This window comes from Thalassovita sp. ABM4_323 (assembly GCF_056158665.1).
Genome location: NZ_JBSWTS010000007.1, coordinates 1,206,827 through 1,230,881, shown reverse-complemented (window position 1 = coordinate 1,230,881; position 24,055 = coordinate 1,206,827). Strand labels below are relative to the sequence as shown.

Here is a 24,055-nt window from a genome sequence, read left to right as displayed (position 1 = left end):
CAAAGCAGGCAAAGTCAGCGCTAAATCCCGGTGCTGTCTTTGCTTTCCAGCAATCCGGCGGTCTGCGGCTCTTCGACGGCGAAATCAACAGGCGGAACATCGTGGATGGCCGTCAGACGTTTGAACTCAAAAATCATCTGATCGTTTTCCTGTTCCGAGGCGACGATCAGGCACTGATACAGGTGAAAGCCCCGGTCATAGATATCGACGAAGCCGCGCAGTTTGGGCGCGTCCTCGGCATCCAGGGCAAAGCCCGTGTCCCAGAACCGCAGAATGCGGAAGGTCTGGCCGTCGGCCTCGACCAGCAGACGTGACGATCGTTTCTGGCTGCGCTTACGAGCGGCATCCAGCCCGGCCTGAACCTCTTTGGACAAGAACGTAGACATCTTGGCTTCCCCTTCCAGATACCTAAAGAATGGCGCAAACAGGCGCGCCGTCAAGCGCGGCTTTCGCGGCGGCGCAGCATGACCACAAACCCCTTGCAATCAAGGGCGCGCAACATTCTTACGCAACCAAGCCCTTGGAAATTTAGCAAAATCACTGATTCTCTCGCCTGTGCAGCAATGCACCGTCACTGCGCGCCCACGGGCTATTCGGGGTGCGACCTATGTCCTATATCAGCAAGCAAAGGAGACACGCATATGGGCCAGCTTGTAGACGGAAAATGGGAAACCACGTGGTATGACACCAGCAAAACAGGTGGCAAATTTGTGCGCTCTGTCACCAGTTTTCGCAACTGGATCACCCCGGATGGCGCGCCCGGCCCCACCGGCACAGGCGGGTTCAAGGCCGAAAGCGGGCGCTATCATTTGTATGTTTCGCACGCCTGCCCCTGGGCCCATCGCACGCTGATCTTTCGCGCGCTGAAGGGTTTGACCGACCATATCAGCGTCTCGGTCGTGCATCCGGACATGCTCGAGGACGGATGGACCTTTGGTACAGATTTCCCCGGGGCCACCGGCGACACCTTGTTTGGATTGCCCTTTCTGCGCGATATCTACACCCGCGCACAGCCCGATATTTCGGGTCGCGTCACGGTGCCCGTGCTGTGGGACAAGCAGCAAAACACCATCGTGTCCAACGAAAGCGCTGAGATCATCCGAATGCTCAACAGCGCCTTTGACGGCATCACCAAGAATTCGCTGGATTTCTGGCCCCAGCCTCTGCGCGATCGGATCGAGGATTTCAACACGCGCATCTATGACACGGTGAATAACGGCGTCTACAAAAGCGGTTTTGCCAGCACGCAAGCCGCCTATGACGCGGCGGTCGGCCCGCTGTTTGACAGTTTGGAATGGCTCGAGGACTATCTGACCACCAACCGCTATCTTCTGGGCGATCAGATCACCGAGGCCGACTGGCGCCTGTTCACCACATTGATCCGCTTTGATCCGGTGTATCACCTGCATTTCAAATGCAACCGAAAGCGGCTGATCGATTTCCCCAACCTCTGGGCGTTTACGCGTGAACTGTATCAATGGCCCGGCGTGGCCGAGGTCACCAATCTGGATCACATCGTGCGCCACTATCACTACAGCCACGACTCGATCAATCCGCATCGGATCATCCCGATCAACCCCGTGCTGGACCACTGGGCGCCTCACAACCGGGATCAATAGCTGAACGCGCTTGTGTTTCTCACCGGAATCCGGGCATTCAGCGCTCAGGAACCTGGCAGAGGCAAACATGAGCGACACACCCCGAGACCATGGCGGAGGACTCGACGCAGCGGCACAGCAATATGGCGGCGTGCGCAGCGATTGGATCGACCTGTCGACGGGGATCAACCCGGTGCCCTACCCGATCGGGAATTTGCCCGCTGACGCCTGGACGGCTTTGCCGGATGCACGGGCGTTCGACGCCCTGGAACAGGCCGCGCGCCGGTTTTGGAATATTCCCGACAGGGCTGCGGTTCTGGCCGCGCCCGGCGCCTCGTCGTTGATTGCCCGCATCCCGCTTCTGCGCCCGGCCGGACAGGTCGATATCCCGCAACCAACCTATAACGAGCACTGGGCCGCCTTCGAGCAGGCCGGCTGGACCTCGGGCGCAACCGCAGCCACGGCCCGCGTTTTGGTGCACCCCAACAATCCGACTGGCACCTGGTATGACCGCGATACGTTGAACGCCCCCCTGACGATCATCGACGAAAGCTTTGGCGACGTGTCGCCCGACCGTTCCTTGATCGCCGAAACCGTCAATCCCGGACGCATTGTTCTGAAAAGCTTTGGCAAGTTCTGGGGGCTGGCCGGGCTGCGTTTGGGCTTTGCCATTGGCCTGCCCGAGGATATCAACCTGCTGAAATCCGCGCTTGGCCCCTGGCAAGTGTCCGGCCCCGCGCTGGCCATTGGGACACAAGCCCTGACAGATCCCGACTGGGCCATCACCACCCGGCGCAGGTTGGCCAAGGACGCCGACAAGCTGGACGAAATGATGCACGCCGCCGGCGCACAGCTGCGTGGTGGCACCTCGCTTTTCCGGCTCTATCACGTCGATAGCGCGTCCAGTTGGCAAGCCCGCATGGCACGGCATCACATCTGGACCCGCATCTTCCCTTATTCCGACCATTTCTTGCGCCTGGGTCTGCCAGCCCCCGGCGATTGGTCCCGGCTGGAGGCCGCCCTGTGACCCTGTTTTTCGCGATGCTGTTGGATGCCCTGCTGGGCGAGCCGAAATGGCTGTGGAACCGTGTGCCCCATCCCGCCGTTCTGATGGGTCGGGCCATCGGCTGGGCCGACAAGTCGTTCAACGCCGGCAATGAGCGCAAGCTGAAGGGCATCGCCACAATGGCCGTGCTGGCAATCGGAGCGCTGGCCTTGGGCTGGGCGCTTTCTTGTCTTGGGCCCGTGGTCGAGATCCTGATCGCTGCCATTCTGCTGGCGCAGAGATCGCTGGTACAGCATGTACAAGCCGTCGGCGATGCGCTGCGTCTGTCGCTGGGCGAAGCACGCCGTGCCGTGGCGATGATTGTCGGGCGCGACACTGCGCAGATGGATGCCCCCGCCGTCAGCCGTGCCGCCATCGAATCCGCCGCCGAGAACCTGTCGGATGGGGTGATCGCCCCTGCCTTTTGGTTCCTGATCGCCGGATTGCCCGGCCTGCTGTTGTATAAGGTCACCAATACCGCAGACAGTATGATCGGATACAAGACGCCCCGCCACCAGTCCTTTGGCTGGGCCGCGGCCCGGTTTGACGACCTGCTGAACCTGATCCCGGCGCGTTTGACGGCCGTCTTGATCGCGCTCGGCCATCACGGTCTGAACGATTGGCATCTGATCCGCGCCGAGGCCAAGCGGCACCGCTCTGTGAACGCTGGTTGGCCCGAGGCCGCCATGGCCCGTGCCCTGAACGTCGCCCTCTCCGGGCCGCGCTCCTATGGCGGGCATATGCGCGATTTCGCTTGGGTCCATCCGCACGGCTCGCGCAATCCCGGCCCCGATGCCATCGACGCCGCTGTCTCCGCCCTGTGGAGAACCTGGGCCATCGCCTGGATCGGGGCGCTACTGATCGGCCTGATCCTACGGTTTTTCTGACTTTCGCAGGGGGCGTGTGGCCTGATAGGCTTGGGCAAAATCATTTACCCGAGGCCCCCATGCGTTTCATTTCGTCAGTTTCCTTCTCTCTTGCCGCGCTTGCCCTGTCTGCGACCGCTGCGCTTGCTGCCCCGTGCGGCGGTAATTTCTCCAACTTCGTCAAAGATTTGCGCGCCGAGGCGACCGCCAAAGGCCACGATGCGCAGACCGCAAAACGCTTCTTTGCCAATGTGCGCCAGGATCCAAAAGTCCTGAAGGCGGACCGCGCCCAGGGTGTTTTTCAGCTGGATTTCACCACATTCGCGCGTCGCCTGATCTCGGCGGATCGTATGAAACGCGGGCAGTCAAACGCCCGCAAATACGATGCCGTTTTCAATCGGGTTGAGCGCGACTTTGGCGTCAGCCGTGGCGTGTTACTGGCCTTTTGGGCCTTCGAGACTGACTACGGCGCCTTTCAGGGGGATTTCAACACGCTGAACGCATTGGTCACCCTGGCCCATGATTGCCGCCGCCCCGAGCTGTTCCGCCCACAGGTCTTTGCCGCGTTGAAGCTGTACGAGAACGGGGACTTCGACCCGGCCCGCACTACCGGCGCCTGGGCTGGTGAAATTGGCATGGTGCAGATGTTGCCTCAGGACATTCTGGACAATGGCGTGGATGGCGATGGCGATGGGCATGTCCGCCTGAAATCTTCGGCCCCGGACGCGCTGATGTCGGGCGGCAAAATGCTCAGCCATCTGGGGTGGACCAAGGGCCAGCCCTGGCTGCAAGAGGTCACCGTCCCCAATCGCATGGATTGGTCGAAATCCGGCATCCACACCACTCTGCCTCTGTCAGAATGGGAAAAGATGGGCGTACGCCCCCGGACGGGCGATTGGCACGCAAATTTGCCCGCCAGCCTGATCTTGCCCCAGGGACACAAAGGCCCCGCCTTCATCGCCTACCCCAATTTTCACGTTTTTTTCGAATGGAACCAAAGCTTTACCTACGTTCTGACCGCCGGATATTTCGCCACCCGCCTGACCGGAGCCCCGGTATTTGACGCAGGTCGCCCCGATCCGGGCCTCAGCGGCGCGCAAATGAAACAGCTCCAGCGCAAGCTGGCCAATCGTGGCCATGATGTCGGGAAAATCGACGGCATCCTGGGCGCAGGCACCCGCAAAGCCGTCCAGGCTGAACAAAAACGCCTGGGCTTGCCTGCTGACGCATGGCCCACCGCCACATTGCTGGGAAAACTGTGATGCAGGCCACCACCGCCCAACTGCGCGCCGCTATGGCGCACGTGCTGGCCGCCCCCAAGGACGAGGCACCGATCGAAATGCTGTGCCGCCGCCCGGGCTTCGGGGAACGCGAAATCGTGTCCGAGCTTGAGCTCACCATCGCTCAAGGCATCCCCGGCGAGCGCTGGCAAACCACCCCATGGATGCGCCTGGCCGATGGCAGTCCCGATCCGCGCATCCAGGTTTCGATCCTGCCAACACGTGTGATGCAAGCCGTGTGGCTGGACCGCAATAGCCAACCCCATCCCGGCGACCCCATCGTGGCAGACCTGGATTGCTCCTACGGCAACCTCCCCGTCGGCAGCCTGCTCCAGGCGGGCACCGCCATCCTCGAGGTATCCGACGTCTTCAACGATGCCTGTATCAAATGGAAACAGCGCTACGGCACCCCGGCCAAAGACTGGATCACCGATCGCGAGAACGTCCATCTGCGTCTGCGCGGCCTGCTGTGCAAAATTGTCCAGGATGGCACGGTCACAGCCAAAGACCGACTTCTCAAACTCTAGCCAATAAGGGACGGTGGGCGGGGCGATGTTGCCAAAGGCAACGAGCGTCGTCCCACAGGCCCCTTACGCCACCAATTGTTCGGCCTTTTTCAGATCCACGCTCACCAACTGGCTGACCCCCTGCTCCTGCATGGTCACACCAAACAAACGATCCATCCGCGCCATGGTTACCGCATGGTGGGTGATGATCAGGAAACGTGTCTCGGTGCGGCGGCACATCTCGTCCAGCAAATCACAGAACCGCGTCACGTTGGCATCATCCAACGGCGCGTCCACCTCGTCCAGCACACAGATGGGCGCTGGATTGGCCAGGAACACCGCAAAAATCAGCGCCAACGCCGTTAGCGTTTGCTCTCCCCCGGACAACAGCGACAGAGTCGACAACTTCTTACCCGGTGGCTGACACATGATCTCCAACCCGGCTTCCAGCGGATCATCGCTTTCCACCAGCACCAGGTTCGCCTCTCCCCCGCCAAACAGATGGCGGAACAGCGTGCTGAAATTGCTGTTCACCTGTTCGAACGCCGTTAACAGACGCTCGCGTCCTTCCCGGTTCAAACTCGAGATCCCGGCGCGCAACGCCTTGATCGCCTCTTCCAGATCCGCCTTTTCTGACAACAGGTTCCCATGTTCCTCGCGGACTTCCTTGGCATCCTCTTCAGCGCGCAGGTTCACAGCGCCCAAGGCATCGCGCTGACGCTTCAGCCGGTTCACATCCGCTTCGATTTGGTCCGAGGCCGGCATTTTCTCGGGGTCGGCATCCAGCGCTTCAAGCAGTTTCTGCGGGCTCGTCTCCTGCTCTTCCCTGATCCGCTCGGCGGCTGCGGTCACGGTCTCGCGCGCCGCATCGGCCCGCGCTTCGGACCGGGCGCGCGCCTCACGGGCTTCGCTTGCGGCCCGTTCGGCATCCCGCTCGGCCTGTTCAGCGGCGCGCGCATCGGTCTCTGCAACCGCCAATTTGTCCGCCGCCGCCTTGCGCCGCTCTTCGGCCGCGTCAATCGCTTCGCCCAGTTCCTCGCGCTGAATGGCAATTTCTTCGGGGGCAGCATTCGCCTCCAGCAATTCCTCTTCCGAGGAAGCCTTGCGCTCTTCCAATTCTGCGCTGCGGGTCGAGGCCGTTTCCAACCGGTGCCGCCAGCCGCTCAGTTCTTTGGTCACTTCTTGCGAGCGGCGCAGGCGCGCATCGCCTTCGCGACGCAATTCATCATGGGCGGACCGGCGCGACATCATGGTGATCCGCGCCGCTTCGACCGTCATTTTCACGTCTTCGACCGAGGCACGCGCGGCCTCCAGATCATCCAGATCCGCAACGGCTGCTTCAGCCTCGCTGACCTGCGCGCGCGCGGCCATGGCATCCTCTTCATGGCGCTCAACCGCCAGACCCGTCGATTCCAATTTGGATTCGGCCAGGTTACGATCGGCTTCGGCCCGGCTCAACTTGCGATTTGCCTCGTTCACCAACCGGTCCGCATCCCGGCGCGCTTGGCGGGCGGCCTGATCTGCGTGGGTCAGTTCGGTCAGCCGTTCGCTGAGGGACTCGTGCGCCTGACGCGCCGCATCCGCCCGGGCCGTTGCGCGCTCCATCTGCTGTTTCAACTCTTCCAGACGGTTCAACTGCTGCAATCGCAGCGCCGCGGCCGAGGGCGCGTCCTCGGCCCAGGCGCGATACCCGTCCCAGCGCCACAAATCGCCCTCTAGGCTGACCAGACGCTGACCGGGCAACAATTGAGGCTGAAGGCGCGCCGCCTCTTCTGATCCGACCAACCCGATCTGAGACATGCGCCGCGCCAACACGTCAGGCACAGACACGTGCCGCGACAAAGGCGTGATCCCAGCTGGCAGCGCAGGCGGCGAGTCATAGTCGGCAAGCACCGTCCATCCAGACGGACCATCTTCGTCCACTTCTGGGGCGCGCAGATCATCCGCCAGCGCGGCGCCCAACGCCTTTTCAAATCCCTGCTCGACTTGCAAGCGGTCCATGATCTGACCACCTTCGGCCGTGTCCCGTTGTAGCAGCTTGGCCAGGGCCGTCACCTCGGCGCGCAGGGCGTTCAACTCGCCCTCGGCCTCCGAACGCTCGGCCCGAACATCGGCCTCGCGCGCCTGCGTCTCTTCGCGCGCGGCTTCGGCCTCCATCAGGGTTTCTTCGGCATGGGCGACGGTTTCAACCGCAATCGCCTCCTGCTCTTGCGCCGCCTCGAATTCGATCACAGCGTTTTCCAGGGTCAGCTGCGCCGATGCGACGGTTTCCTTGGCCTTCGCGGCCTCGGCCTCGGCCCGACCCAACAGTTTGCGATTGTCATCCAGCAAACGATGCGCCGATTGATGCTTGGCCGCCAGACGCGCCACGTCTTCAGTGCGCTCGGCCAGATCCGCCTCGCGATCCTGCAACACGCTGGCCGCTTCGCGCGAGACCTCGGCTGCATCGTTCAGTTTTTCGGCCTGACCCTCGCCGGCCTTCTGCAGCTCGCGCGCTTCCCATTCCAGGCGTTCGATCATCTCGCCTGCATCTCGGTTTAGCCCGGCTTCGCGTTCGATATCGCGGCTCAGCTGAAGGATACGGTTGCGTAGGGTTTCAATGGTCTGGATCGCGCGGGTTTCCTGATCACCCAAGGCATCCCGCTGCACCTGCAAGCGCTGCAAAATCGCCGAGGCAATCGCCTCTTCCTCGCGCAAGGGCGGCAGTGCATCGTCTTTTTCCACCCGCAGTTTCGCGGCTTGGCGTGCACTCCCCTCGGCCTGAGCAGCCAGGGTCGTGCGTTCGCGCAGCTCTTCGTCGGCAACCGAGCGGGCCTCGTCCGCCTCGCGCCAACGGCGATACAGCAGCAGGCCTTCGGCCTTGCGCAGATCCTCGCCAATCGCGCGATACCGAGCAGCCTGACGGGCCTGCCGATCCAATTGTGACAGTTGATGCGCCAGCTGTTCGACCACGTCATCCACACGGGCCAGGTTTTGTTCGGCGCCTTTCAGCTTCAGCTCGGCCTCGTGACGGCGCTGATACAGGCCCGAAATCCCTGCGGCCTCTTCCAGGATACGGCGGCGGTTCTTGGGTTTGGCGTTGATCAATTCGCTGATCTGCCCCTGACGCACCAGCGCCGGGGAATGCGCCCCGGTCGAGGCATCGGCGAACAGCATTTGCACGTCGCGCGCGCGCACGTCCTTGGTGTTGACCTTATAGGCACTGCCGATGTCCCGCGTGATCCGCCGCACGATTTCCAGCTGATCGTCATCGTTAAATCCGGCGGGGGCCAGACGGTCAGCGTTATCAATGATCAACGAGACTTCGGCGAAATTCCGGGCCGGGCGCGAGGCCGCCCCGGCAAAGATGACGTCCTCCATCCCGCCGCCGCGCATCGCTTTGGGACGGTTTTCCCCCATGACCCAGCGCAGCGCCTCCAGCAGGTTGGATTTCCCGCACCCATTGGGCCCGACAACGCCGGTCAGCCCGTCTTTGATCAGCAGATCAGTCGGGTCGACGAAGCTTTTGAAGCCGGTCAGTCTGAGTTTCGTGAAAAGCACGCGCGGATTCGCTTCGGTGATTCCAGATTGATCTTGATCCTGTTCCGTCCCCGCCCCACGAGTCAACGCAATCGCCCCGGATATGGCCCATTTTGGGCAGTTATCCACAAGATATTGCGGCAATCGGCGGGGGTTTGCTGCTTGACGTAGGCTGGCTTGGGCCTGAAAACTGTTCAAAAACCACGAGACCCGCATGCCCCTAGCCATCCGCCCGGAAAGCCCGCTGACCACCGAGGCCCATCGCTTGATCGAGGGCTCAGAGGCCGCCTTGCGCGCGGTGTACACGCCCGACGAATGCTTTACCTTCACCGCCGCCGAACTGGACGATCCGAAGATAACGTTCCTGGTCGCGCGCACGGACGGGCGGGCAATCGGCTGCGTCGCCCTTGTGGATTACGAAACCTATGGCGAGGTCAAACGTCTGTTCGTGTCCCCCGACGCACGTGGAACCGGTGCCGCGCGGCATCTGATGGCACATCTGGAAACCCAAAGCCGTGCCATGGGGCATTCACGGATCATGCTTGAAACCGGGGACAAGCTGGCGGCGGCGGTCGGGCTCTATCGGGATTTGGGGTATGAAGACTGCGGGCCGTTTGGTGCCTACGAGGATCATCCAGCCAGCCTGTTCATGGGAAAACCGCTGACCTAGCCTTCGACCAATTCGCAGGACATTTCGGTCACCTCCAGCCCCAAACCACGATTGATATAGGTGTCGTCGATGTCACAATCATAGGTCAGATTTTGCGGTGGCCCCAGCACCTCACGATCGCCCTTACATTTCAGTTTGGCAGTAATAACAGCCGGGTCGCCCCCCATTTTCTTGATCTTGCATCCGCTGACCTGTTCGATCGCAAAGCCCGCCTTGGCACCGATGATCATCCAACGCGGTTTTGCTTCTGGATTTAGCCGAATCGCCTCGGCTTTGCGATCTTTGATGCGAATATCAAAGGTCGATCCCATGACAGTGATGCGCGTGGCCTCGACGCCCCAGAAATCTGGGCTGGGCATGTCGCAGGCGCACAGAAAGATCAAACAGGCAAGGGCTCTCATGCCCGTAGGGTCGTTCACCAAGGTTAACGGGTGCTTAACACCGGCCTGCGACAACTCATGCACTTACATTCCATATTTCGCATATTAATATACATTCCAATGTTAGAATATTATGAGGTTGCCATGACCACCCAACTCAAACGCCCAGCGGACAGCTATTCTCCGCTCTACTTCCTCGCCTCGCTTGGTGCTGGCGGGCTTGCCGTTACGTTCTTTATGTACCTGATGTTCTGGGTGCCGCACAAAGGCCGCCCTGTTCCCATCTTCGAAGACATTCTGGCCGCGTTCCAAAGCGGTTCGACCCCGCTGCAAATCGCGATCGTCGTTGCCGTCATAGGTATCGCGGTCTTTGCCTTTCTTAATGTGAAAATGCTGATCTGGAACGTCACCTCGCTGCGCAAATTCCAGCAAACCGAGGCTTACGAGAAACTGCGCGCCTCGAACGCGGAAACGACCCTGCTGGCCGCGCCGCTGGCCACCGCGATGACCGTAAACGCGATGTTCATTGTCGGCCTGGTCTATGTCCCCGGTCTGTGGAGTATCGTTGAATACCTGTTCCCGATGGCCGTGGTCGCCTTTTTGCTGATCGGCGTCTGGGCGCTGCGCACCATCGGCGATTTCCTGGGACGTGTGTTGACCAAAGGCGGCGTGTTCGATGTGACCGCGCATAATTCTTTTGCCCAACTGATGCCTGCCTTTGCGCTGGCCATGGTGGGTGTTGGCCTGGCCGCCCCCGCCGCGATGAGCACGAACACAATCACCGTGGGTGTATCGCTGGTGTTGTCGACCTTCTTTGGCTTTGCGTCGATCCTGTACACTGTTGTCGCGGCTGTCACTGCGTTCAACTCGATGCTACACTATGGCACCGCCAAAGAGGCCGGTCCCACGCTGATGGTGATCGTCCCGATCATGACCGTGTTGGGCATCCTGTTCCTACGCCAAGACCACGGCCTGCATGTCACCTTTGACGTCCACGGTGCAGCAGGTGAAACCATGGTGTTCCTGGCGCGGATGCTGACGGTTCAGGTGGTGTTCCTGCTGCTGGGGATGCTGGTGCTGCGCCGCCAGGGGTACTTTGCCGACTTTGTGATGGGGCCGCAAACCTCGCCCGGGTCCTATGCGCTGGTCTGCCCTGGTGTGGCGCTGTCGGTGATGCTCCACTTCTTTGTGAACAAAGGGCTGGTGGCCGCCGGGGTGATCGACAAGTTCTCGGTTGCTTTCTGGGCCGTCACCGCGATTGCGCTGATCTCGCAAGCCTTGATGGTCTGGCTGGTCTTCCGCCTGAACCGCCAGCATTTCGGCAAACCGTCAGAGCCGGTTGCCGTCCCTGCCGAGTAAGGCTTCCTCCAACCCGGTAAACCTGAGGGCGGTCCGTTTCGGGCCTGGGCAAAGATCATCTGCGCCATCAGTTTCGGAAGCCGCGTCCGAAAGCGAGCTTCACGACGCGACGCTACTCGGGCAACGACAACACTAGGTTCACGCGTTTCGCGTGAACTTATCAGTTTTGGCGGTAGTCTCGTTGGTAATCGCTGCGTGTCACCTGAGCTTCACAAAATGCTGGTCGTTGGTCAGGCTCTGCTTTCGCCAGTCACGCCAATCCCGGTTTCTGCTGATTTTGTTCGGCGCTTCTTGGACAAGGTATGCGGCTTTTGGGGAAGAAAATGGGCTGTCTGACGGGACGTGCAATCGCGGTTGCCGTGACCACCCACCCCCGCTACTCTCACGAGAAATGTAGCGAGGGATATTATGAAGAAAGTTGTCGCACTCACCACCTGCGCCGCGTTGCTCGCGGGCTGTTCAAGTATCGGCACCATCAACGGCGTTCCAGTTGGGAAGAACGCTCAAGTCTCCACCCAAGGGTCCCAGACCTACTGTCAGGCGAATCCCGCCGTTTGCATCATCGGCGGAGCAGTTGGTATCGGAATTTTGAAACACCTCATCGACAAAGCTAATGATGGTGGCGACATCGGCAGACCTGGCGGAACAGTCTAAGAGCGTGAACGCCACCGGGCCACCAGCATCCTCTACCAGCGCGCTCGGGCAGAATTAGGACCGATACCCTGTGTCTGATATCGGATGCGGTGAACAGTCGGCCGTCACGATTTGAAGTAGGGCGGTATCACCGCCGAGCCACTCCGGGCGCCACCTGACGGTGATCCCCTGCCCTCGCCATCGGTTCCCAGCAGTGGCACAGGGCTGAGTTTCAAGTTTGTCGAGCTCCGCCCTCTTTTCTCCTTGCCCGCAAATGGTACATTGCCACGGGCATGCTTGCCAGCATCCTTACCTGGTCATATAATTTGACCAAAAAGGACGCCGCATGCCCTTTCAGAAAGTCCAACCCGAGAAGCTGTCCGCAGCCGTCACCCGCCAGATTGAGCTGTTGATTCTACGCGGGATTTTGCGCCCCGGAGAGCGGCTCCCTTCGGAACGAGAGCTGTCAGAAAAGCTGGGCGTATCCCGCCCGTCTCTGCGCGAGGCCATCGCCGAGCTGCAAGACAAGGGCCTGCTGACCACCCGCGCGGGCGCGGGCATCTATGTGGCCGACGTGCTGGGCTCGGCCTTTTCCGAGGCATTGGTCAAACTTTTTGCCGCCCATGACGAGGCCGTGTTCGACTATATTTCCTTCCGCCGCGATATGGAGGGCCTGGCCGCAGAACGTGCCGCGCGCCTGGCGTCGGACACTGACCTGAAGGTCATCCAGACCATTTTCGACAAGATGGAGGCCGTCCATTCCAAGCGCGACCCGGCTGATGAGGCGCGTCTGGATGCCGATTTCCACCTGGCCATTATCGAGGCCAGCCACAACGTGGTGATGCTGCATATGATGCGCTCGATGTACCAGTTGCTGCGCGAGGGCGTGTTTTACAACCGGTCAATCATGTTCCGCCAGCGCACCACGCGCGACACGCTGCTGGACCAGCACCGCGCGATCAATGACGCCTTGCAAGCGCGCGAACCCGTGGCCGCACGCAACGCGGTCGAGGCGCATCTGGACTATGTGAAGGATTCGCTGACCGACCAGCAAAAGGCCGAGCGGAACGAGAAAATCGCCCTGCAAAGGTTCCAGCACGAAAAAGCCCGCTAAAACGAAAAAACCCGCGCTCGCGCGCGGGTTCTTTGACGTCTCGAACTGAGCTGAAATCAGTGCAGTTTCGCGTCCACTTCGGCGATGGCTGCGTCGATCAGCTTGTTGCCGGCGGCGGCGGTCATCTTCTTGGCGATCACGTCGTTGGCGGCGCCAACTGCGATCGAAATCGCCTGATCCCGCACCACTTTGACAGCGGTCGCCTCGGCCGATGCGATCTGATCTTCGGCGGCCTTCAGGCGGCGTTCGATGGTCTTGGCCAGATCTGCCTTTGCCTGTTCAGCGGCCACGGCGGCCTCTTCCTTGGCGTGGGCGACGATGCGGTCAGCCTGATCCTGAACTTCTTTCTGCTTACGCTCGTACGAGGCCAGCAGGGTCTGGGCCTCTTCACGCAGGGCGCGTGCTTCGTCCAGTTCCGATTGGATATCCTCGGCGCGCTTGTCCAGCATCTTGCCCAGCATGCCGGGCACTTTGAAGTAGAACAGCACCAGGATGAACAGGATGAAGGCCAACAGCACGATGAAGTTCGTGTTGTGCAGCGAAAAGAACGGGCCCGAGGCCGCATAGGCCGGGGATGCCGCTGTCAGGGCCAGCAGAGTAGCAAGTTTACGCATTCCCTTACCCTTTCATACGAGCAGCCACGGCTGCGTCTACGGTTTTCGCGTCTGCCTCACTGCCCAGGGCAGCGATGATCTCGGCGGTGGTGTCCTTGGCCACGTCTTTGACGCTTTCCAGGGCATTCGCGCGGATCTCGGCGATGACTTTCTCACCCTCGGCCACTTTCTCGGCGATCTCGGCATCCGCCTTGGCGGTGGCTGCGTCCAGATCGGCCTGAATTTCGGCCTTGGTTTCAGCGACGATGCGTTGGGCTTCGGCACGGGCATCAGCCAGCGCTTTGTTGTAAGCCTCTTCTGCTTCGACCGCTTTCGCCTTCAGCTCTTCAGCTGCGGCGATATCGTTCGTAATTGTCCCCTGACGCTCGGCCAGAACCGCAGCGATGCGGGGCAGCGCGATGCGCGACAGGACGAAGTAGATCACGACCAGCGTGACCAGAAGCCAGAAAATCTGGTTGCCCCAGTTCGAAAAGTCCAGCTGCGGCATGCCGGGTGCGGCGGCCTCAGCGGCTTGACCTGCGGCGTCGTGCGTATTGCTCGCCATTGCGTCCTCCTTGGGAACTTCCGGTTACACCGGGCAGGCGCGCTGCGCCCACCCGGCCGTAAGGATGTGTTCCGTTCGGATTAGACGGCGAACATCAGCAGCAGAGCGACCAGGAACGAGAAGATCCCCAGGGCTTCTGCGAATGCGATGCCGATGAACAGGGTTGCAGTCTGCGAAGCAGCTGCCGAAGGGTTGCGCAGAGCGCCTGCCAGGTAGTTACCTGCAACGTTGCCAACACCGATTGCTGCTGCGCCCGAACCGATTGCTGCCAGGCCTGCGCCGATGTGTGCCAGATCACCTTCCATGATGTATCTCCTTACGATTGGAAGCTTGAATAAGTAGGGTTTAGGGTCGGACCTTAGTGCGACGGATGCAGAGCGTCCTTCAGGTACACACAGGTCAGAATTGTGAACACGTAGGCCTGGATGAAGGCCACCAGGACCTCGAGGCCATACATGGCGGTGATTGCGACCACCGACACGGGGCTAACAGCAGCAATGGCTGCGAAGCCCGCGAAAACCTTGATCACGGCGTGGCCAGCCATCACGTTACCAGCCAAACGAATGGAGTGGCTGACGGGGCGCACGAAGTACGAGATCAGTTCGATAATTGCCAGGATCGGGCGCAGCGGCAGCGGCGCCGAGCTCACCCAGAACAGGCCCAGGAAGCCCATGCCGTTTTTCACGAAACCGGTGACGGTCACGGTGACGAACACCAGCAGGGCCAGAACCACGGTCACAGCAAAGTGCGAGGTGGTGGTAAAGCTCATGGGGATCAGACCCAGGAAGTTGGCGAAGACGATGAACATGAACAGGGTCATGATGTAGGGGAAGAACTTGACGGCATCCTTACCGGCGACATCTTCAACCATCTTGTAGACGAAGACATAGGCCAGCTCGCCAATCGACTGGCTGCGCGAGGGCACGGTTGCGCGGCGCGAGGTGCCCAGAACCATCATCGCGATCACTGCGACAACCGCCAGGGCCATCCACAGGGTCACGTTGGTGATGGTGTACCAGTGAATCGCATCGCCACCAAACAGGGGCTTAACGATGAACTGATCCATCGGGTGGAAAACCAGACCGCCTTCTTCCGCGCCATGTGCTTCGCTTGCCACGTCTATGTCCTCTCGTCCTTCTCGGCCTCATCGGCCAATGTCTGTTCCTGGAGCTCTTTCGACGTACGGATCATCGTCTGGATCCCCGCCGCTAGGCCCAACAATGTAAATATGACAAGGAAGATCGGGATGGTCCCGAGCAGGCTGTCCAGCCCGTATCCTATGCCAAAGCCAATCCCAAGACCGGCGACTAACTCGATCACCATCCGCCAGGCCTGATTGGCCAGGGAATAGTGTTCGTCCGCGCGGGGTTTCGGAGACTGGGCTGCTTTCACAGCCTCGATCCGGGCTTCCAGACGCTCTAGATCGCGTTTCTGGTCGGGATCGGTCACGCGCAAAACCCCCTTTGGACGGTTGGCCCTGTGCTACGGTGCAGCACGCCCTGAGTTAAGCATGCAAAACGCGCCGGCCACACCCACCTAAGCCCTTGATAAATAACAATACACCGAGTCGCCGGGCGCGACATTCTGGCCATCAATCCGGGCCGTTAGCGCCCACATAGCCCATTTCCCATATTCAACGAATTGGTTGAACTTCGGATTTTGCGCGGGTAACGCAGAGAGCATGACACTGGCCGCCTCCCTCGATACCGTCTTTGCCGCTCTGGGCGATCCCACGCGGCGGCAGATCCTGTCTATGTTGCTCGAGGACGACATGGCCGTCACCGATGTGGCCGACCCGTTCGAGATGTCCCTGGCCGCCATTTCCAAGCACCTGACCATCCTGGCCAATGCGGGACTGATCAGTCAGGAAAAGCGCGGCCGCGTAAAATGGTGCAAGCTGGAACCCGACGCCTTGCGCGAGGCCAGCATCTGGATGCAAAGCTTTGGTCAGTTCGAGGCCGTGAACCTGGACGCCTTTGAACGCTTTCTGGAAACCGAGCTGAACGAGCAGACCGACTAGCGATCGCCCTTCAGCAACATCAGCAACGCCAGCACGCTCAGCCCCACGCCCAGCAACACCAAAGGCGTCGGCGCGCCATGGCCCAGCGCAATTTCCCAGACCAATACCCAGCTGGGCGTCAGATAGGTATAGGCCATCACCTTGGCCGAAGGCAGCCGCAGCGACGCGTATTGCAGCAACACAAAGGTGATCGCACTGGCAAAGATCGCCACATACAGCAGGGTGATCCAAACGATCCCCGGCAAGGCAGCCCAATCCGTCACCAGAAAATCGCGCCAACCCCACAACGTGACCACGATGCCTCCTGCGACCAGCATCCCAAAGGTAAAGACCACCGCGAATTCCCCCGGTTCAGCTTGCGCACCAGAGGCGTATAGATCGCGTGGGCAATGCAGCCGAGAAAATAGATCGCCTCGCCCTTGCCGACCTGAAAGGCCAGCAGTGCATTCAGATCAGCGCGAAAGATCACCCAGACGGCCCCGACCCCACCGATGGCAAGCGCCGCGGCCATCCAGCGCGTCGTGATCTGGCGCAGCAGAAAATACCCCGCAAAGGCCGACATGATCGGCGTCAAAGTGAACACGGCGGCTGCGGAAACGGGTGCGGCGGTTTTCAGCCCCTCGAACATCAGCACAAAATAGGCCGCAAAGATGCCGCTCAGCAGGAAATAGCGCCACGGCGCCCGCAGGGCCGACCGTGGCACGCCGGTTGTGGCAAAGGCAGCGATGCCGACGACGGTGGCCGCGATCATAAAGCGCAAGGCGTTCAGAACGGTCGGCGCGACATGGGGCGCCGCCAAGACGCCCAGCGAAAAGGATCCCGCGACCAAAGCCGAAAACAGCAGCATCGCCGCATGTCCGCGCAGAGCCTGGTTCATCTTAGACCCAATCTTTGCTGCGATCCTTCAGGAAGTTCAGCAGAGCCTGAACCTTGGTGGTCCGGTGCAGCGCCATATGCGTCACCAACCACAAGGGGCTTTCCCACTCCTGGCGAGGCGCGACGATCTCGACCAGGTTCGGGTTCTGCTCGGCCTGCCATTTTGCCAGAAACCCAATCCCCACGCCGTGTTGCGTAGCCTCGGCCGTGGCATAGATATCGGACGAGCGGAACGCGATGTTTTCCTCGGGGATTGTCTCCCACATCCATTGATAAAAGGGCGCGCGCGTATCCCGATTGTCGGACCCAACGAAACGGTGGGCTTTCAGGTCTTGCTCGGTTTCGGGCATCCCCAACCGGTCGACATAGTCCTGCGAGGCATACAGCCCGACCCTTTGTCGCAGCATCGGTTGCACAACGTTGTCAGGATCTTGGGGCGCATTGCCGGCGCGAATGGCCACGTGGGCCTCGCCATATTCAAGCCGGAACAACCGCGTTCCGGTCAGGAAACGGACAATCACGTCGGGATAGGCTTTCTGGAAATCTGACAGGATCGGAACCAACATGGGCACCAAAGCCGACAAAGAGGTGATCACCAGCTCGCCCGACACATCCTGCCCGCGCCCCTTGATACGCCCGGCCAGCTGGCTGAACTGATCATCCGCGCCCTGTGCGACGCGCAACAGATCCTGACCGGCCTCGGTTGGCGTATATCCGCGCGCGTGGCGTTGGAACAATTTCACGCCCAGCTGATCCTCGAGCGCATCAATATGACGGATAACGGTGGCATGGTGCACGCCCAACACGCCCGCTGCCCCGCTGACCGTGCCCATGCGGGCAACTTGATAGGCGGTGCGAATTTCGTCCCAATTGTCCATGTGTAAATCCCAACATGTGCGCCCATTCACATGAAGTGTTGAAAATGGGCGAATTGTTATCTCATGCGCAGAAGATACATCTGATCCAGACAGAAACAACCCATTCACAGGAATATGACCATGACCAAGATTTTGCGCATCGACTCCAGCATCAAAACCGAAGGTTCGATCTCGCGTCAGCTGACCGACCAGATCATCGCCCGCCTGACCGCCGCCCATGCAGACGCCACGATCAAAACCCGCGATCTGGGTGCCAACCCCGTTGCTGCGGCGGATTTTGACTGGCTGGTGGCCGTCAACACCCCTGCCGATCAGCGCAGCCCTGCACAGGCCGAAATCGCCGATCTGTCCGACACGCTGATCGCCGAGATCAAAGAGGCCGATGTGCTGGTGATCGGGATGCCGATCTACAACTTCACCCTGCCCGCGCAACTGAAATCCTGGCTGGACCAGATGGCCCGCGCCGGCGAGACCTTTAAGTACACCGAAAACGGCCCCGTCGGCCTGGTCGACGGCACCCGCGCGATTGTCGCCTATTCGTCGGGCGGAACGCGCCTTGGGTCCGAGATCGACTTTGCCTCTGGCTATGTGCAGCACATGCTGGGCTTCTTTGGTATTACCGACGTGCAATTCGTCGCCGCAGATCAGGGCGCTGTCGACCCCGAAGCCTCGATCAAGGCCGCCAACGAAGATATCGCCAAGCTGGCCGCCTAATACATTGTGCTGGTCGGGCCTGTACGGGTCACGACCAGCACGCTTTGCCCTTGTTTTGCTCTCTTTCCCCTGCGCCTATTGACTTTTAGCGGCCCGCCAGTTTAAACGCGGGCAACTTCCGGAAGAGTCTTGGTCTTCCGGTCCCATGGGCCATGCCCGGGATCGCCCTCCGTCAGCGCGTTGCGCCCACGGAGGCTTTCGCGCATTGGCCTTTGGAATTGTGATCGACGCGGCGCGCACCTACCTTGTGGGCAACCGGTATATAACGAAAGGAGGGCCATCCCTCATGTTCGAAAATCTATCCGAACGCCTTGGTGGTGTTTTCGACCGCCTGACCAAACAGGGCGCTCTGTCCGAGGATGACGTCAAAACCGCCCTGCGCGAGGTCCGTGTGGCCCTGCTGGAGGCCGACGTTTCGCTGCCCGTTGCCCGTGATTTCGTCAAGAAAGTCCAGGAACAGGCCACCGGTCAGGCCGTTACCAAATCTGTGACCCCCGGCCAGCAGGTCGTGAAGATCGTACATGACGCGCTGGTCGACGTGCTGCGCGGCGAAGAAGACGCAGGCGCGCTGAAGGTTGATAACCCGCCCGCACCGATCCTGATGGTCGGTTTGCAAGGCTCGGGTAAGACCACGACCACCGGGAAGCTGGCCAAACGCCTGAAGGAAAAAGAGGGCAAGCGGGTCCTGATGGCCTCGCTCGACATCTACCGCCCCGCCGCGATGCAGCAGTTGCAGGTTCTGGGCACGCAGATCGGTGTGGACACCTTGCCGATCGTGGCTGGCGAAAGCGCCGTGCAGATCGCCAAACGCGCCAAGACTCAGGCCAGCTTGGGCGGCTATGACGTCTATATGCTGGACACTGCGGGCCGTCTGCAAATCGACGAAACTCTGATGCAAGAGGTCGAGGACGTCCGCGACGCCGTCAACCCGCGCGAGACTCTGCTGGTGGTCGATGGCCTGACCGGTCAGGTCGCCGTCGAGGTTGCCGAGGAATTCGACGCCAAGATCGGCATCAGCGGCGTTGTCCTGACCCGGATGGATGGTGACGGACGCGGCGGTGCGGCCCTGTCGATGCGCGCCGTGACCGGCAAGCCCATCCGTTTCGTCGGTCTGGGCGAGAAAATGGACGCCCTGGAAACCTTTGAGCCTGACCGGATCGCTGGTCGGATTCTGGGCATGGGCGACATCGTGGCCCTGGTCGAGAAGGCTCAGGAAACCATCGAGGCCGAGCAAGCCGAACGCATGATGCGCCGCTTCAAGAAGGGTCAGTTCAACATGAACGACCTGAAAATGCAGCTGGAGCAGATGCTGAAAATGGGCGGCATGGAGGGCATCATGGGCATGATGCCGGGCATGGGCAAAATGGCCAAGCAGGCTCAGGCCGCGGGCATGGATGACAAGGTGCTGAAGCGCCAGATCGCCCTGATCCAGTCGATGACCAAGAAAGAGCGCGCCAACCCTCAGATCCTGCAGGCCAGCCGCAAGAAACGCATCGCCGCCGGTGCGGGTATGGAAGTCAGCGAGTTGAACAAGCTGCTGAAGATGCAGCGCCAGATGGCCGACATGATGAAGAAAATGGGCAAGATGGGCAAAGGCGGCATGCTCAAACAGGCCATGAAAGGCATGATGGGCAAGGGCGGGATGCCCGATATGGGCGGCATGGATCCCAGCCAGATGGACCCCAAGGCGCTGGAACAAGCCGCCAAAGCATTGGGCGGCGGCAAAGGTCTGCCCGGTGGATTGCCCGGCGGCCTACCCGGTCTGGGTGGCGGCGCGCTGCCCCCCGGCCTCAGCGGTTTCGGCAAAAAGAAGTAACCCATGCTGACCAACGCCCCCATCCTGGAAACCGATCGCCTGATCCTGCGCGGTCCGTGTCATGAAGACGCGGAACCGTTGATGGATTTCCTGTGCGATCTGGACCGGGCCAAGGGCTTTGGCGCCTATGACAACCGCTCGGACGCGTGGCGCTGGTTCGCGCTGAACATCGGGCACTGGCATCTGCATGGCTATGGCTACATGACCATCGAGGAAAAAGCCTCGGGTCGCGCGGCCGGCATCACCGGCATCTGGAACCCGCATGGCTGGCCCGAGCCTGAGCTGGGTTGGGTCGTCTTTGCCGGTTTCGAGGGCAAGGGCATCGCCTATGAAGCCGCCCTGCGCGCCCGCGAATGGGCCTATGCCCCTGATGGGCTGGGCTTTGCCACGCTGACCTCGAATATCGTGCCGGGCAATGAGCGTTCGATCGCGCTGGCCGAACGGCTGGGCGCCACGTTCGAACGTAAATACCAGAACGTCCACATGGGCGAGGACCTGCTGTACCGCCATCCCGGCCCGGCAGATCTGGACGCGGACGGATCGGTGGAGGCATACGCATGACCTTGCTGACCGTCACCATCCCCACCCTGGAAACCGACCGCCTGATCCTGCGCGCCCCGCGCGAAGAGGATTTTCGCGCCGAGTTCGGATTTTACGACTCCGAGGCCTCGCGCTTTGTCGGTGGCCCGCTGCGCCCCGATCAGATTTGGCGCCAGCAGGCGACGATCATGGGGCATTGGATGTTCCGTGGCTATGGCTATTGGGCCGTCGATCACAAGGACACCGGCGACTATCTGGGCCGTGTCGGCCTGTGGTTCCCCGAAGGCTGGCCCGAGCGTGAAATCGGATGGACCCTGCTGCCCGCAGCCCAAGGCAATGGCTATGCGACCGAGGCGGCGCTGTGCCTGCGCGCCCATGCCTATGAAACCCTGGGCTGGGATACGGCCATCAGCCTGATTGACCCGGCCAACGCTGCCAGTCAGGCCGTGGCCCGACGCTTGGGTGCCTCGAAGGAGCGCGACTACGAGCATCCGAATTTCGGCGCGATGGAAATCTGGCGGCATTTGCCCCCGGCAGATGTGCTGCCCACGTCAAACAAGGGAGCCGCGTGATGCCTGTTACGATCCCTGTCATTGAAACTCAGCGCTTGGTCCTGCGCGGCCCCGAGCCCGAGGATTACCCGAACTTCAAGTCGACCTTCACCAGCTATCGCGCCCGTTTCATGGGTGGGCCGCTGAACGACTATGAAACCTGGATGCTGTATGCCGCCGAAATCGGCCACTGGCAGATCCGTGGTTTTGGCATGTGGATGATCCACGACAAGGTCACCGACAAACCGCTGGGCATGGCCGGTGGCTGGCAACCCGCCAAATGGCCCGAGGCCGAGCTGGCCTGGATCATCTGGCCCGAAACTGCGGGAAAGGGCTATGCGCTGGAGGCCACGCACGCTGTGCGCAACCATCTGTACACGCAGATGGGTTGGGAAACGGCCGTGTCCTACGTGGACCCCAAGAACCTGGATTCGATCCGGCTGGCCGAACGTCTGGGTGCCCAGCGCGACAAGTCCGCCGCCACCGTGGACGGCCATGACATCGTCTATCGCCACCCCGCGCCCGATCAATTGGCCGGCAGCCAGCTGGCCCACGGGATCGAGATGGAAATCGCCAACTACGCCGACCCTCTGTTCAAACCGAAAGGGATGCCCATTGACTGACGCCGTGACCCGCGCCGCGGAAATCCTGAAGGAACACCGCGAAAGCATCGACCGTCTGGATGCGATCCTCGTCTACACCCTGGGCGAGCGGTTCAAGCACACCCAAGCGGTCGGCAAACTGAAGGCCAGCCATGACCTGCCGCCTTCGGACCCTGATCGCGAAGCCACGCAAATCGCGCGGCTGGAAGATTTGGCAAACCGGGCCGATCTGGATCCCGATTTCGCCAAGAAGTTTCTGAACTTCATCATCGCTGAAGTCATTCAGCACCACAAAAAACACCAGGAATGATCCTGGCCCCTAACCCAAGGACACGCCGGTCCGATACCGGCACCCGCCATCTTAAGGAGAACTGAACAATGGCAATGAAAATCCGTCTGGCCCGTGGTGGCTCGAAAAAACGCCCCTTCTACCGCGTTGTTGCTGCTGACAGCCGCATGCCGCGCGACGGTCGTTTCATCGAAAAACTGGGCACCTACAACCCGCTGCTGCCCAAAGACAGCGAAGAGCGCGTCAAGCTGAACATGGAACGCGTTCAGTACTGGCTGGACCAGGGCGCTCAGCCCACCGACCGTGTGTCGCGTTTCCTGGAAGCCGCCGGCACCATCGAGAAAAAAGAGCGCGCCAACATGAAAAAGGCCGAGCCCGGCCAGAAAGCCAAAGACCGCGCAGAAGAGAAAGCCGCCAAGGCTGCTGAAGCTGCCGAAGCAGCTGAAGAAGCAACTGCTGAAGAATAAGTCAGACGCGCTTCGGCGATCTGAACGAAAGGGCGTCGCATTGCGGCGCCCTTTTTGCGTTGCGCGCCAGCCGAGTGATTGCCCCCCCTTGCCCAAGCCTGTAAACCTGCTGCCAAACCGCCAAAGGATCCAGACCATGAGCGAACCGGACGACCTGATCTGTGTGGCCTCGATTTCGGGCGCCTATGGCGTGCGCGGCGAGGTACGCCTGAAAAGTTTCACCGCGGATCCCGAAGCGATCGAGGCCTACAACCCTCTGACCACCGAAGATGGCAGCCAATCCTTTGACGTGGGCGTTTTGCAACCGATCAAGAACGGGCTGGCCGTGCGCTTGTCCTCGGTTCAGACCAAGGAACAGGCCGACGCGTTGAAAGGCGTTCGTCTGTATGTGCCACGCTCGCGCCTGCCGTCCTTGCCGGATGACGAGTTTTACCACACGGACCTGATCGGACTCTCGGTATTCGATACGGGTGGCACGCTGCTGGGCAAGGTCAAAGCCGTGCAAAATCACGGAGCGGGCGATCTGCTAGAGATCCATGGCGCGGGCCTTAGCGCGACGGTGCTTTTGCCCTTTACCCGCGCGGCGGTGCCCACCGTTGATCTGACCGCTGGCCGTATTGTCGCTGATCCGCCCGAGGGGCTGTTTCCCGAGTAATCCCCCATGACAGGGTTTGTCATTCGGTGGGATGGGTGCCTGTGTGCTACCGTCCTGGTATGGCTTTTGAGAAATACTCCGCTTCGGGCATTCTGCTATATGCTGTGCCGCTCTATGCCGCGCCGATTCTGGCCGGGGCCAGCGCCGCGCCTTGGGCGGCAGTGCTGGTTTTTGCGGCGCTGTTTAGTGCGCTGATCCTGAAAACCCGCCCGCTGCCGGATGATCCCGCGACGCTGATCGTGACCCTTATTTTCACCCTAACCCTGCACGCTGGCCTGACCGCCGGATTGTTTGGTTTGGGGCGCGGTATCGCGCTGCTGACCGGCCCGATTGGGGTACCGATTTGGGGCACTCTGCTATTGGCGGTCGGCGCGGTTGGCCTTGGCATCTGGCGGTATCGCTGGACACCGGAACGGGCCGAAACCGAGGCCCTTCTAGACGAAGCCCTGAGCGAATTGGTGCGTCTGACCTCCGAAGACAAGGATTCCGCCGGACAGGACTGAATCGACTTCACGCATT

Annotated in this window: 28 protein-coding genes and 1 pseudogene; 19 read left to right on the top strand and 10 right to left on the bottom strand. The window is 60.9% G+C overall.

Annotated features, from left to right (window positions below; all coding sequences use genetic code 11):
- Positions 1-20 precede the first annotated feature (20 nt).
- Positions 21-386 carry a hypothetical protein gene (locus ACXADQ_RS08435; RefSeq protein ID WP_475318735.1) on the bottom strand — a complete coding sequence of 122 codons (366 nt, stop codon included), beginning with the start codon at positions 384-386 and terminating at the stop codon, positions 21-23.
- A gap of 255 nt (positions 387-641) precedes the next feature.
- Here ACXADQ_RS08435 and ACXADQ_RS08430 point away from each other — a divergent pair, with 255 nt between their 5' ends.
- From ACXADQ_RS08430 to ACXADQ_RS08410, 5 genes are all read left to right on the top strand, one after another.
- Complete coding sequence (locus ACXADQ_RS08430; RefSeq protein WP_475318729.1) at positions 642-1,619, top strand: glutathione S-transferase family protein; 978 nt, start codon at positions 642-644, stop codon at positions 1,617-1,619.
- Positions 1,620-1,686: 67 nt separating this feature from the next.
- Positions 1,687-2,625 carry a threonine-phosphate decarboxylase gene (locus ACXADQ_RS08425; protein WP_475318727.1) on the top strand — a complete coding sequence of 313 codons (939 nt, stop codon included), beginning with the start codon at positions 1,687-1,689 and terminating at the stop codon, positions 2,623-2,625.
- Entirely contained in the window at positions 2,622-3,530 is a 909-nt protein-coding gene (gene cbiB, locus ACXADQ_RS08420) for an adenosylcobinamide-phosphate synthase CbiB (RefSeq protein WP_475318724.1), read from the top strand. Before ACXADQ_RS08425 ends, cbiB begins: the two co-directional genes overlap by 4 nt.
- 59 nt (positions 3,531-3,589) lie before the next feature.
- A complete protein-coding gene (locus ACXADQ_RS08415; protein ID WP_475318720.1) occupies positions 3,590-4,771 on the top strand; it encodes a lytic murein transglycosylase in 1,182 nt (393 codons plus the stop codon).
- Complete coding sequence (locus ACXADQ_RS08410; protein ID WP_475318714.1) at positions 4,771-5,316, top strand: hypothetical protein; 546 nt, start codon at positions 4,771-4,773, stop codon at positions 5,314-5,316. The genes ACXADQ_RS08415 and ACXADQ_RS08410 overlap by 1 nt, the downstream gene beginning before the upstream one ends.
- 63 nt (positions 5,317-5,379) lie before the next feature.
- Here the strand turns inward: ACXADQ_RS08410 and smc are convergent, their stop codons facing one another.
- Positions 5,380-8,835, bottom strand: coding sequence for a chromosome segregation protein SMC (smc, locus tag ACXADQ_RS08405; RefSeq protein ID WP_475318711.1), 3,456 nt, complete (start codon positions 8,833-8,835; stop codon positions 5,380-5,382).
- A 193-nt stretch (positions 8,836-9,028) separates the two neighbouring features.
- Here smc and ACXADQ_RS08400 point away from each other — a divergent pair, with 193 nt between their 5' ends.
- Positions 9,029-9,484, top strand: a complete 456-nt coding sequence (locus tag ACXADQ_RS08400) for a GNAT family N-acetyltransferase (RefSeq protein WP_475318704.1) — start codon at positions 9,029-9,031, stop codon at positions 9,482-9,484.
- Here ACXADQ_RS08400 and ACXADQ_RS08395 read toward each other — a convergent pair.
- A complete protein-coding gene (locus ACXADQ_RS08395; protein WP_475318697.1) occupies positions 9,481-9,843 on the bottom strand; it encodes a hypothetical protein in 363 nt (120 codons plus the stop codon). The two genes, ACXADQ_RS08400 and ACXADQ_RS08395, sit on opposite strands and share 4 nt — an antisense overlap.
- Before the next feature lie 165 nt (positions 9,844-10,008).
- Here ACXADQ_RS08395 and ACXADQ_RS08390 point away from each other — a divergent pair, with 165 nt between their 5' ends.
- The 3 genes from ACXADQ_RS08390 to ACXADQ_RS08380 all read left to right on the top strand — a co-directional run bounded on the left by ACXADQ_RS08390 (position 10,009) and on the right by ACXADQ_RS08380 (position 12,970).
- Positions 10,009-11,223, top strand: a complete 1,215-nt coding sequence (locus ACXADQ_RS08390) for a TsoY family (seleno)protein (RefSeq protein ID WP_475318690.1) — start codon at positions 10,009-10,011, stop codon at positions 11,221-11,223.
- A 408-nt stretch (positions 11,224-11,631) separates the two neighbouring features.
- Complete coding sequence (locus ACXADQ_RS08385) at positions 11,632-11,877, top strand: hypothetical protein (RefSeq protein ID WP_475318684.1); 246 nt, start codon at positions 11,632-11,634, stop codon at positions 11,875-11,877.
- Between the two features lie 325 nt (positions 11,878-12,202).
- Positions 12,203-12,970: a FadR/GntR family transcriptional regulator gene (locus tag ACXADQ_RS08380; protein ID WP_475318681.1), complete on the top strand. Its 768-nt coding sequence runs from the start codon at positions 12,203-12,205 to the stop codon at positions 12,968-12,970.
- Between the two features lie 56 nt (positions 12,971-13,026).
- On the opposite strand, the gene ACXADQ_RS08375 is transcribed toward ACXADQ_RS08380, so the two are convergent.
- From ACXADQ_RS08375 to ACXADQ_RS08355, 5 genes are all read right to left on the bottom strand, one after another.
- A complete protein-coding gene (locus ACXADQ_RS08375) occupies positions 13,027-13,584 on the bottom strand; it encodes a F0F1 ATP synthase subunit B (protein WP_475318678.1) in 558 nt (185 codons plus the stop codon).
- A gap of 4 nt (positions 13,585-13,588) precedes the next feature.
- On the bottom strand, positions 13,589-14,128 hold the full coding sequence (locus ACXADQ_RS08370) for a F0F1 ATP synthase subunit B' (protein ID WP_475318676.1): 540 nt from the start codon (positions 14,126-14,128) through the stop codon (positions 13,589-13,591).
- Between the two features lie 80 nt (positions 14,129-14,208).
- A complete protein-coding gene (locus ACXADQ_RS08365) occupies positions 14,209-14,433 on the bottom strand; it encodes a F0F1 ATP synthase subunit C (RefSeq protein ID WP_136340256.1) in 225 nt (74 codons plus the stop codon).
- Positions 14,434-14,486: 53 nt separating this feature from the next.
- On the bottom strand, positions 14,487-15,245 hold the full coding sequence (locus ACXADQ_RS08360) for a F0F1 ATP synthase subunit A (RefSeq protein WP_475318665.1): 759 nt from the start codon (positions 15,243-15,245) through the stop codon (positions 14,487-14,489).
- A gap of 2 nt (positions 15,246-15,247) precedes the next feature.
- A complete protein-coding gene (locus ACXADQ_RS08355) occupies positions 15,248-15,577 on the bottom strand; it encodes an AtpZ/AtpI family protein (RefSeq protein WP_475318658.1) in 330 nt (109 codons plus the stop codon).
- Between the two features lie 238 nt (positions 15,578-15,815).
- Here ACXADQ_RS08355 and ACXADQ_RS08350 point away from each other — a divergent pair, with 238 nt between their 5' ends.
- Positions 15,816-16,148 carry an ArsR/SmtB family transcription factor gene (locus ACXADQ_RS08350; RefSeq protein WP_475326053.1) on the top strand — a complete coding sequence of 111 codons (333 nt, stop codon included), beginning with the start codon at positions 15,816-15,818 and terminating at the stop codon, positions 16,146-16,148.
- Here ACXADQ_RS08350 and ACXADQ_RS08345 read toward each other — a convergent pair.
- Both ACXADQ_RS08345 and ACXADQ_RS08340 read right to left on the bottom strand, forming a co-directional pair.
- A pseudogene (locus tag ACXADQ_RS08345) lies at positions 16,145-17,025 on the bottom strand (DMT family transporter). The gene ACXADQ_RS08350 and the pseudogene ACXADQ_RS08345 sit on opposite strands and share 4 nt — an antisense overlap.
- A 1-nt stretch (position 17,026) precedes the next feature.
- Positions 17,027-17,902 carry a LysR family transcriptional regulator gene (locus ACXADQ_RS08340; RefSeq protein WP_475318654.1) on the bottom strand — a complete coding sequence of 292 codons (876 nt, stop codon included), beginning with the start codon at positions 17,900-17,902 and terminating at the stop codon, positions 17,027-17,029.
- Between the two features lie 120 nt (positions 17,903-18,022).
- Between ACXADQ_RS08340 and ACXADQ_RS08335 the strand changes: the two genes are divergently transcribed.
- From ACXADQ_RS08335 to ACXADQ_RS08295, 9 genes are all read left to right on the top strand, one after another.
- Positions 18,023-18,616, top strand: coding sequence for an FMN-dependent NADH-azoreductase (locus ACXADQ_RS08335; RefSeq protein ID WP_475318650.1), 594 nt, complete (start codon positions 18,023-18,025; stop codon positions 18,614-18,616).
- A 286-nt stretch (positions 18,617-18,902) separates the two neighbouring features.
- Positions 18,903-20,432: a signal recognition particle protein gene (gene ffh / locus ACXADQ_RS08330; protein WP_475318644.1), complete on the top strand. Its 1,530-nt coding sequence runs from the start codon at positions 18,903-18,905 to the stop codon at positions 20,430-20,432.
- Positions 20,433-20,435: 3 nt separating this feature from the next.
- Positions 20,436-20,993, top strand: coding sequence for a GNAT family N-acetyltransferase (locus tag ACXADQ_RS08325; protein WP_475318640.1), 558 nt, complete (start codon positions 20,436-20,438; stop codon positions 20,991-20,993).
- Entirely contained in the window at positions 20,990-21,544 is a 555-nt protein-coding gene (locus tag ACXADQ_RS08320) for a GNAT family N-acetyltransferase (protein ID WP_475318635.1), read from the top strand. Before ACXADQ_RS08325 ends, ACXADQ_RS08320 begins: the two co-directional genes overlap by 4 nt.
- Positions 21,544-22,146 (top strand): GNAT family N-acetyltransferase, encoded by a 603-nt coding sequence (locus ACXADQ_RS08315; protein ID WP_475318631.1) that lies wholly within the window; start codon positions 21,544-21,546, stop codon positions 22,144-22,146. Before ACXADQ_RS08320 ends, ACXADQ_RS08315 begins: the two co-directional genes overlap by 1 nt.
- Positions 22,139-22,435: a chorismate mutase gene (locus ACXADQ_RS08310; RefSeq protein WP_475318626.1), complete on the top strand. Its 297-nt coding sequence runs from the start codon at positions 22,139-22,141 to the stop codon at positions 22,433-22,435. The genes ACXADQ_RS08315 and ACXADQ_RS08310 overlap by 8 nt, the downstream gene beginning before the upstream one ends.
- A gap of 68 nt (positions 22,436-22,503) precedes the next feature.
- The gene (rpsP, locus tag ACXADQ_RS08305) at positions 22,504-22,881 is read left to right on the top strand and encodes a 30S ribosomal protein S16 (protein WP_475318619.1); all 378 of its coding nucleotides are present in this window, start codon (positions 22,504-22,506) and stop codon (positions 22,879-22,881) included.
- A 136-nt stretch (positions 22,882-23,017) separates the two neighbouring features.
- Entirely contained in the window at positions 23,018-23,536 is a 519-nt protein-coding gene (gene rimM / locus ACXADQ_RS08300) for a ribosome maturation factor RimM (RefSeq protein ID WP_475318615.1), read from the top strand.
- Between the two features lie 41 nt (positions 23,537-23,577).
- On the top strand, positions 23,578-24,039 hold the full coding sequence (locus ACXADQ_RS08295; RefSeq protein ID WP_475318610.1) for a hypothetical protein: 462 nt from the start codon (positions 23,578-23,580) through the stop codon (positions 24,037-24,039).
- The last annotated feature ends 16 nt before the right edge of the window (positions 24,040-24,055 follow it).

Coding starts and splice junctions, on each gene's coding strand:
- ACXADQ_RS08435 (WP_475318735.1), bottom strand. CDS start 386: ATGTCTACGTTCTTGTCCAAAGAGGTTCAGGCCGGGCTGGATGCCGCT.
- ACXADQ_RS08430 (WP_475318729.1), top strand. CDS start 642: ATGGGCCAGCTTGTAGACGGAAAATGGGAAACCACGTGGTATGACACC.
- ACXADQ_RS08425 (WP_475318727.1), top strand. CDS start 1,687: ATGAGCGACACACCCCGAGACCATGGCGGAGGACTCGACGCAGCGGCA.
- ACXADQ_RS08415 (WP_475318720.1), top strand. CDS start 3,590: ATGCGTTTCATTTCGTCAGTTTCCTTCTCTCTTGCCGCGCTTGCCCTG.
- ACXADQ_RS08410 (WP_475318714.1), top strand. CDS start 4,771: ATGCAGGCCACCACCGCCCAACTGCGCGCCGCTATGGCGCACGTGCTG.
- ACXADQ_RS08400 (WP_475318704.1), top strand. CDS start 9,029: ATGCCCCTAGCCATCCGCCCGGAAAGCCCGCTGACCACCGAGGCCCAT.
- ACXADQ_RS08395 (WP_475318697.1), bottom strand. CDS start 9,843: ATGCCCAGCCCAGATTTCTGGGGCGTCGAGGCCACGCGCATCACTGTC.
- ACXADQ_RS08390 (WP_475318690.1), top strand. CDS start 10,009: ATGACCACCCAACTCAAACGCCCAGCGGACAGCTATTCTCCGCTCTAC.
- ACXADQ_RS08385 (WP_475318684.1), top strand. CDS start 11,632: ATGAAGAAAGTTGTCGCACTCACCACCTGCGCCGCGTTGCTCGCGGGC.
- ACXADQ_RS08380 (WP_475318681.1), top strand. CDS start 12,203: ATGCCCTTTCAGAAAGTCCAACCCGAGAAGCTGTCCGCAGCCGTCACC.
- ACXADQ_RS08375 (WP_475318678.1), bottom strand. CDS start 13,584: ATGCGTAAACTTGCTACTCTGCTGGCCCTGACAGCGGCATCCCCGGCC.
- ACXADQ_RS08370 (WP_475318676.1), bottom strand. CDS start 14,128: ATGGCGAGCAATACGCACGACGCCGCAGGTCAAGCCGCTGAGGCCGCC.
- ACXADQ_RS08365 (WP_136340256.1), bottom strand. CDS start 14,433: ATGGAAGGTGATCTGGCACACATCGGCGCAGGCCTGGCAGCAATCGGT.
- ACXADQ_RS08340 (WP_475318654.1), bottom strand. CDS start 17,902: ATGGACAATTGGGACGAAATTCGCACCGCCTATCAAGTTGCCCGCATG.
- ACXADQ_RS08335 (WP_475318650.1), top strand. CDS start 18,023: ATGACCAAGATTTTGCGCATCGACTCCAGCATCAAAACCGAAGGTTCG.
- ffh (WP_475318644.1), top strand. CDS start 18,903: ATGTTCGAAAATCTATCCGAACGCCTTGGTGGTGTTTTCGACCGCCTG.
- ACXADQ_RS08325 (WP_475318640.1), top strand. CDS start 20,436: ATGCTGACCAACGCCCCCATCCTGGAAACCGATCGCCTGATCCTGCGC.
- ACXADQ_RS08320 (WP_475318635.1), top strand. CDS start 20,990: ATGACCTTGCTGACCGTCACCATCCCCACCCTGGAAACCGACCGCCTG.
- ACXADQ_RS08315 (WP_475318631.1), top strand. CDS start 21,544: ATGCCTGTTACGATCCCTGTCATTGAAACTCAGCGCTTGGTCCTGCGC.
- rpsP (WP_475318619.1), top strand. CDS start 22,504: ATGGCAATGAAAATCCGTCTGGCCCGTGGTGGCTCGAAAAAACGCCCC.
- rimM (WP_475318615.1), top strand. CDS start 23,018: ATGAGCGAACCGGACGACCTGATCTGTGTGGCCTCGATTTCGGGCGCC.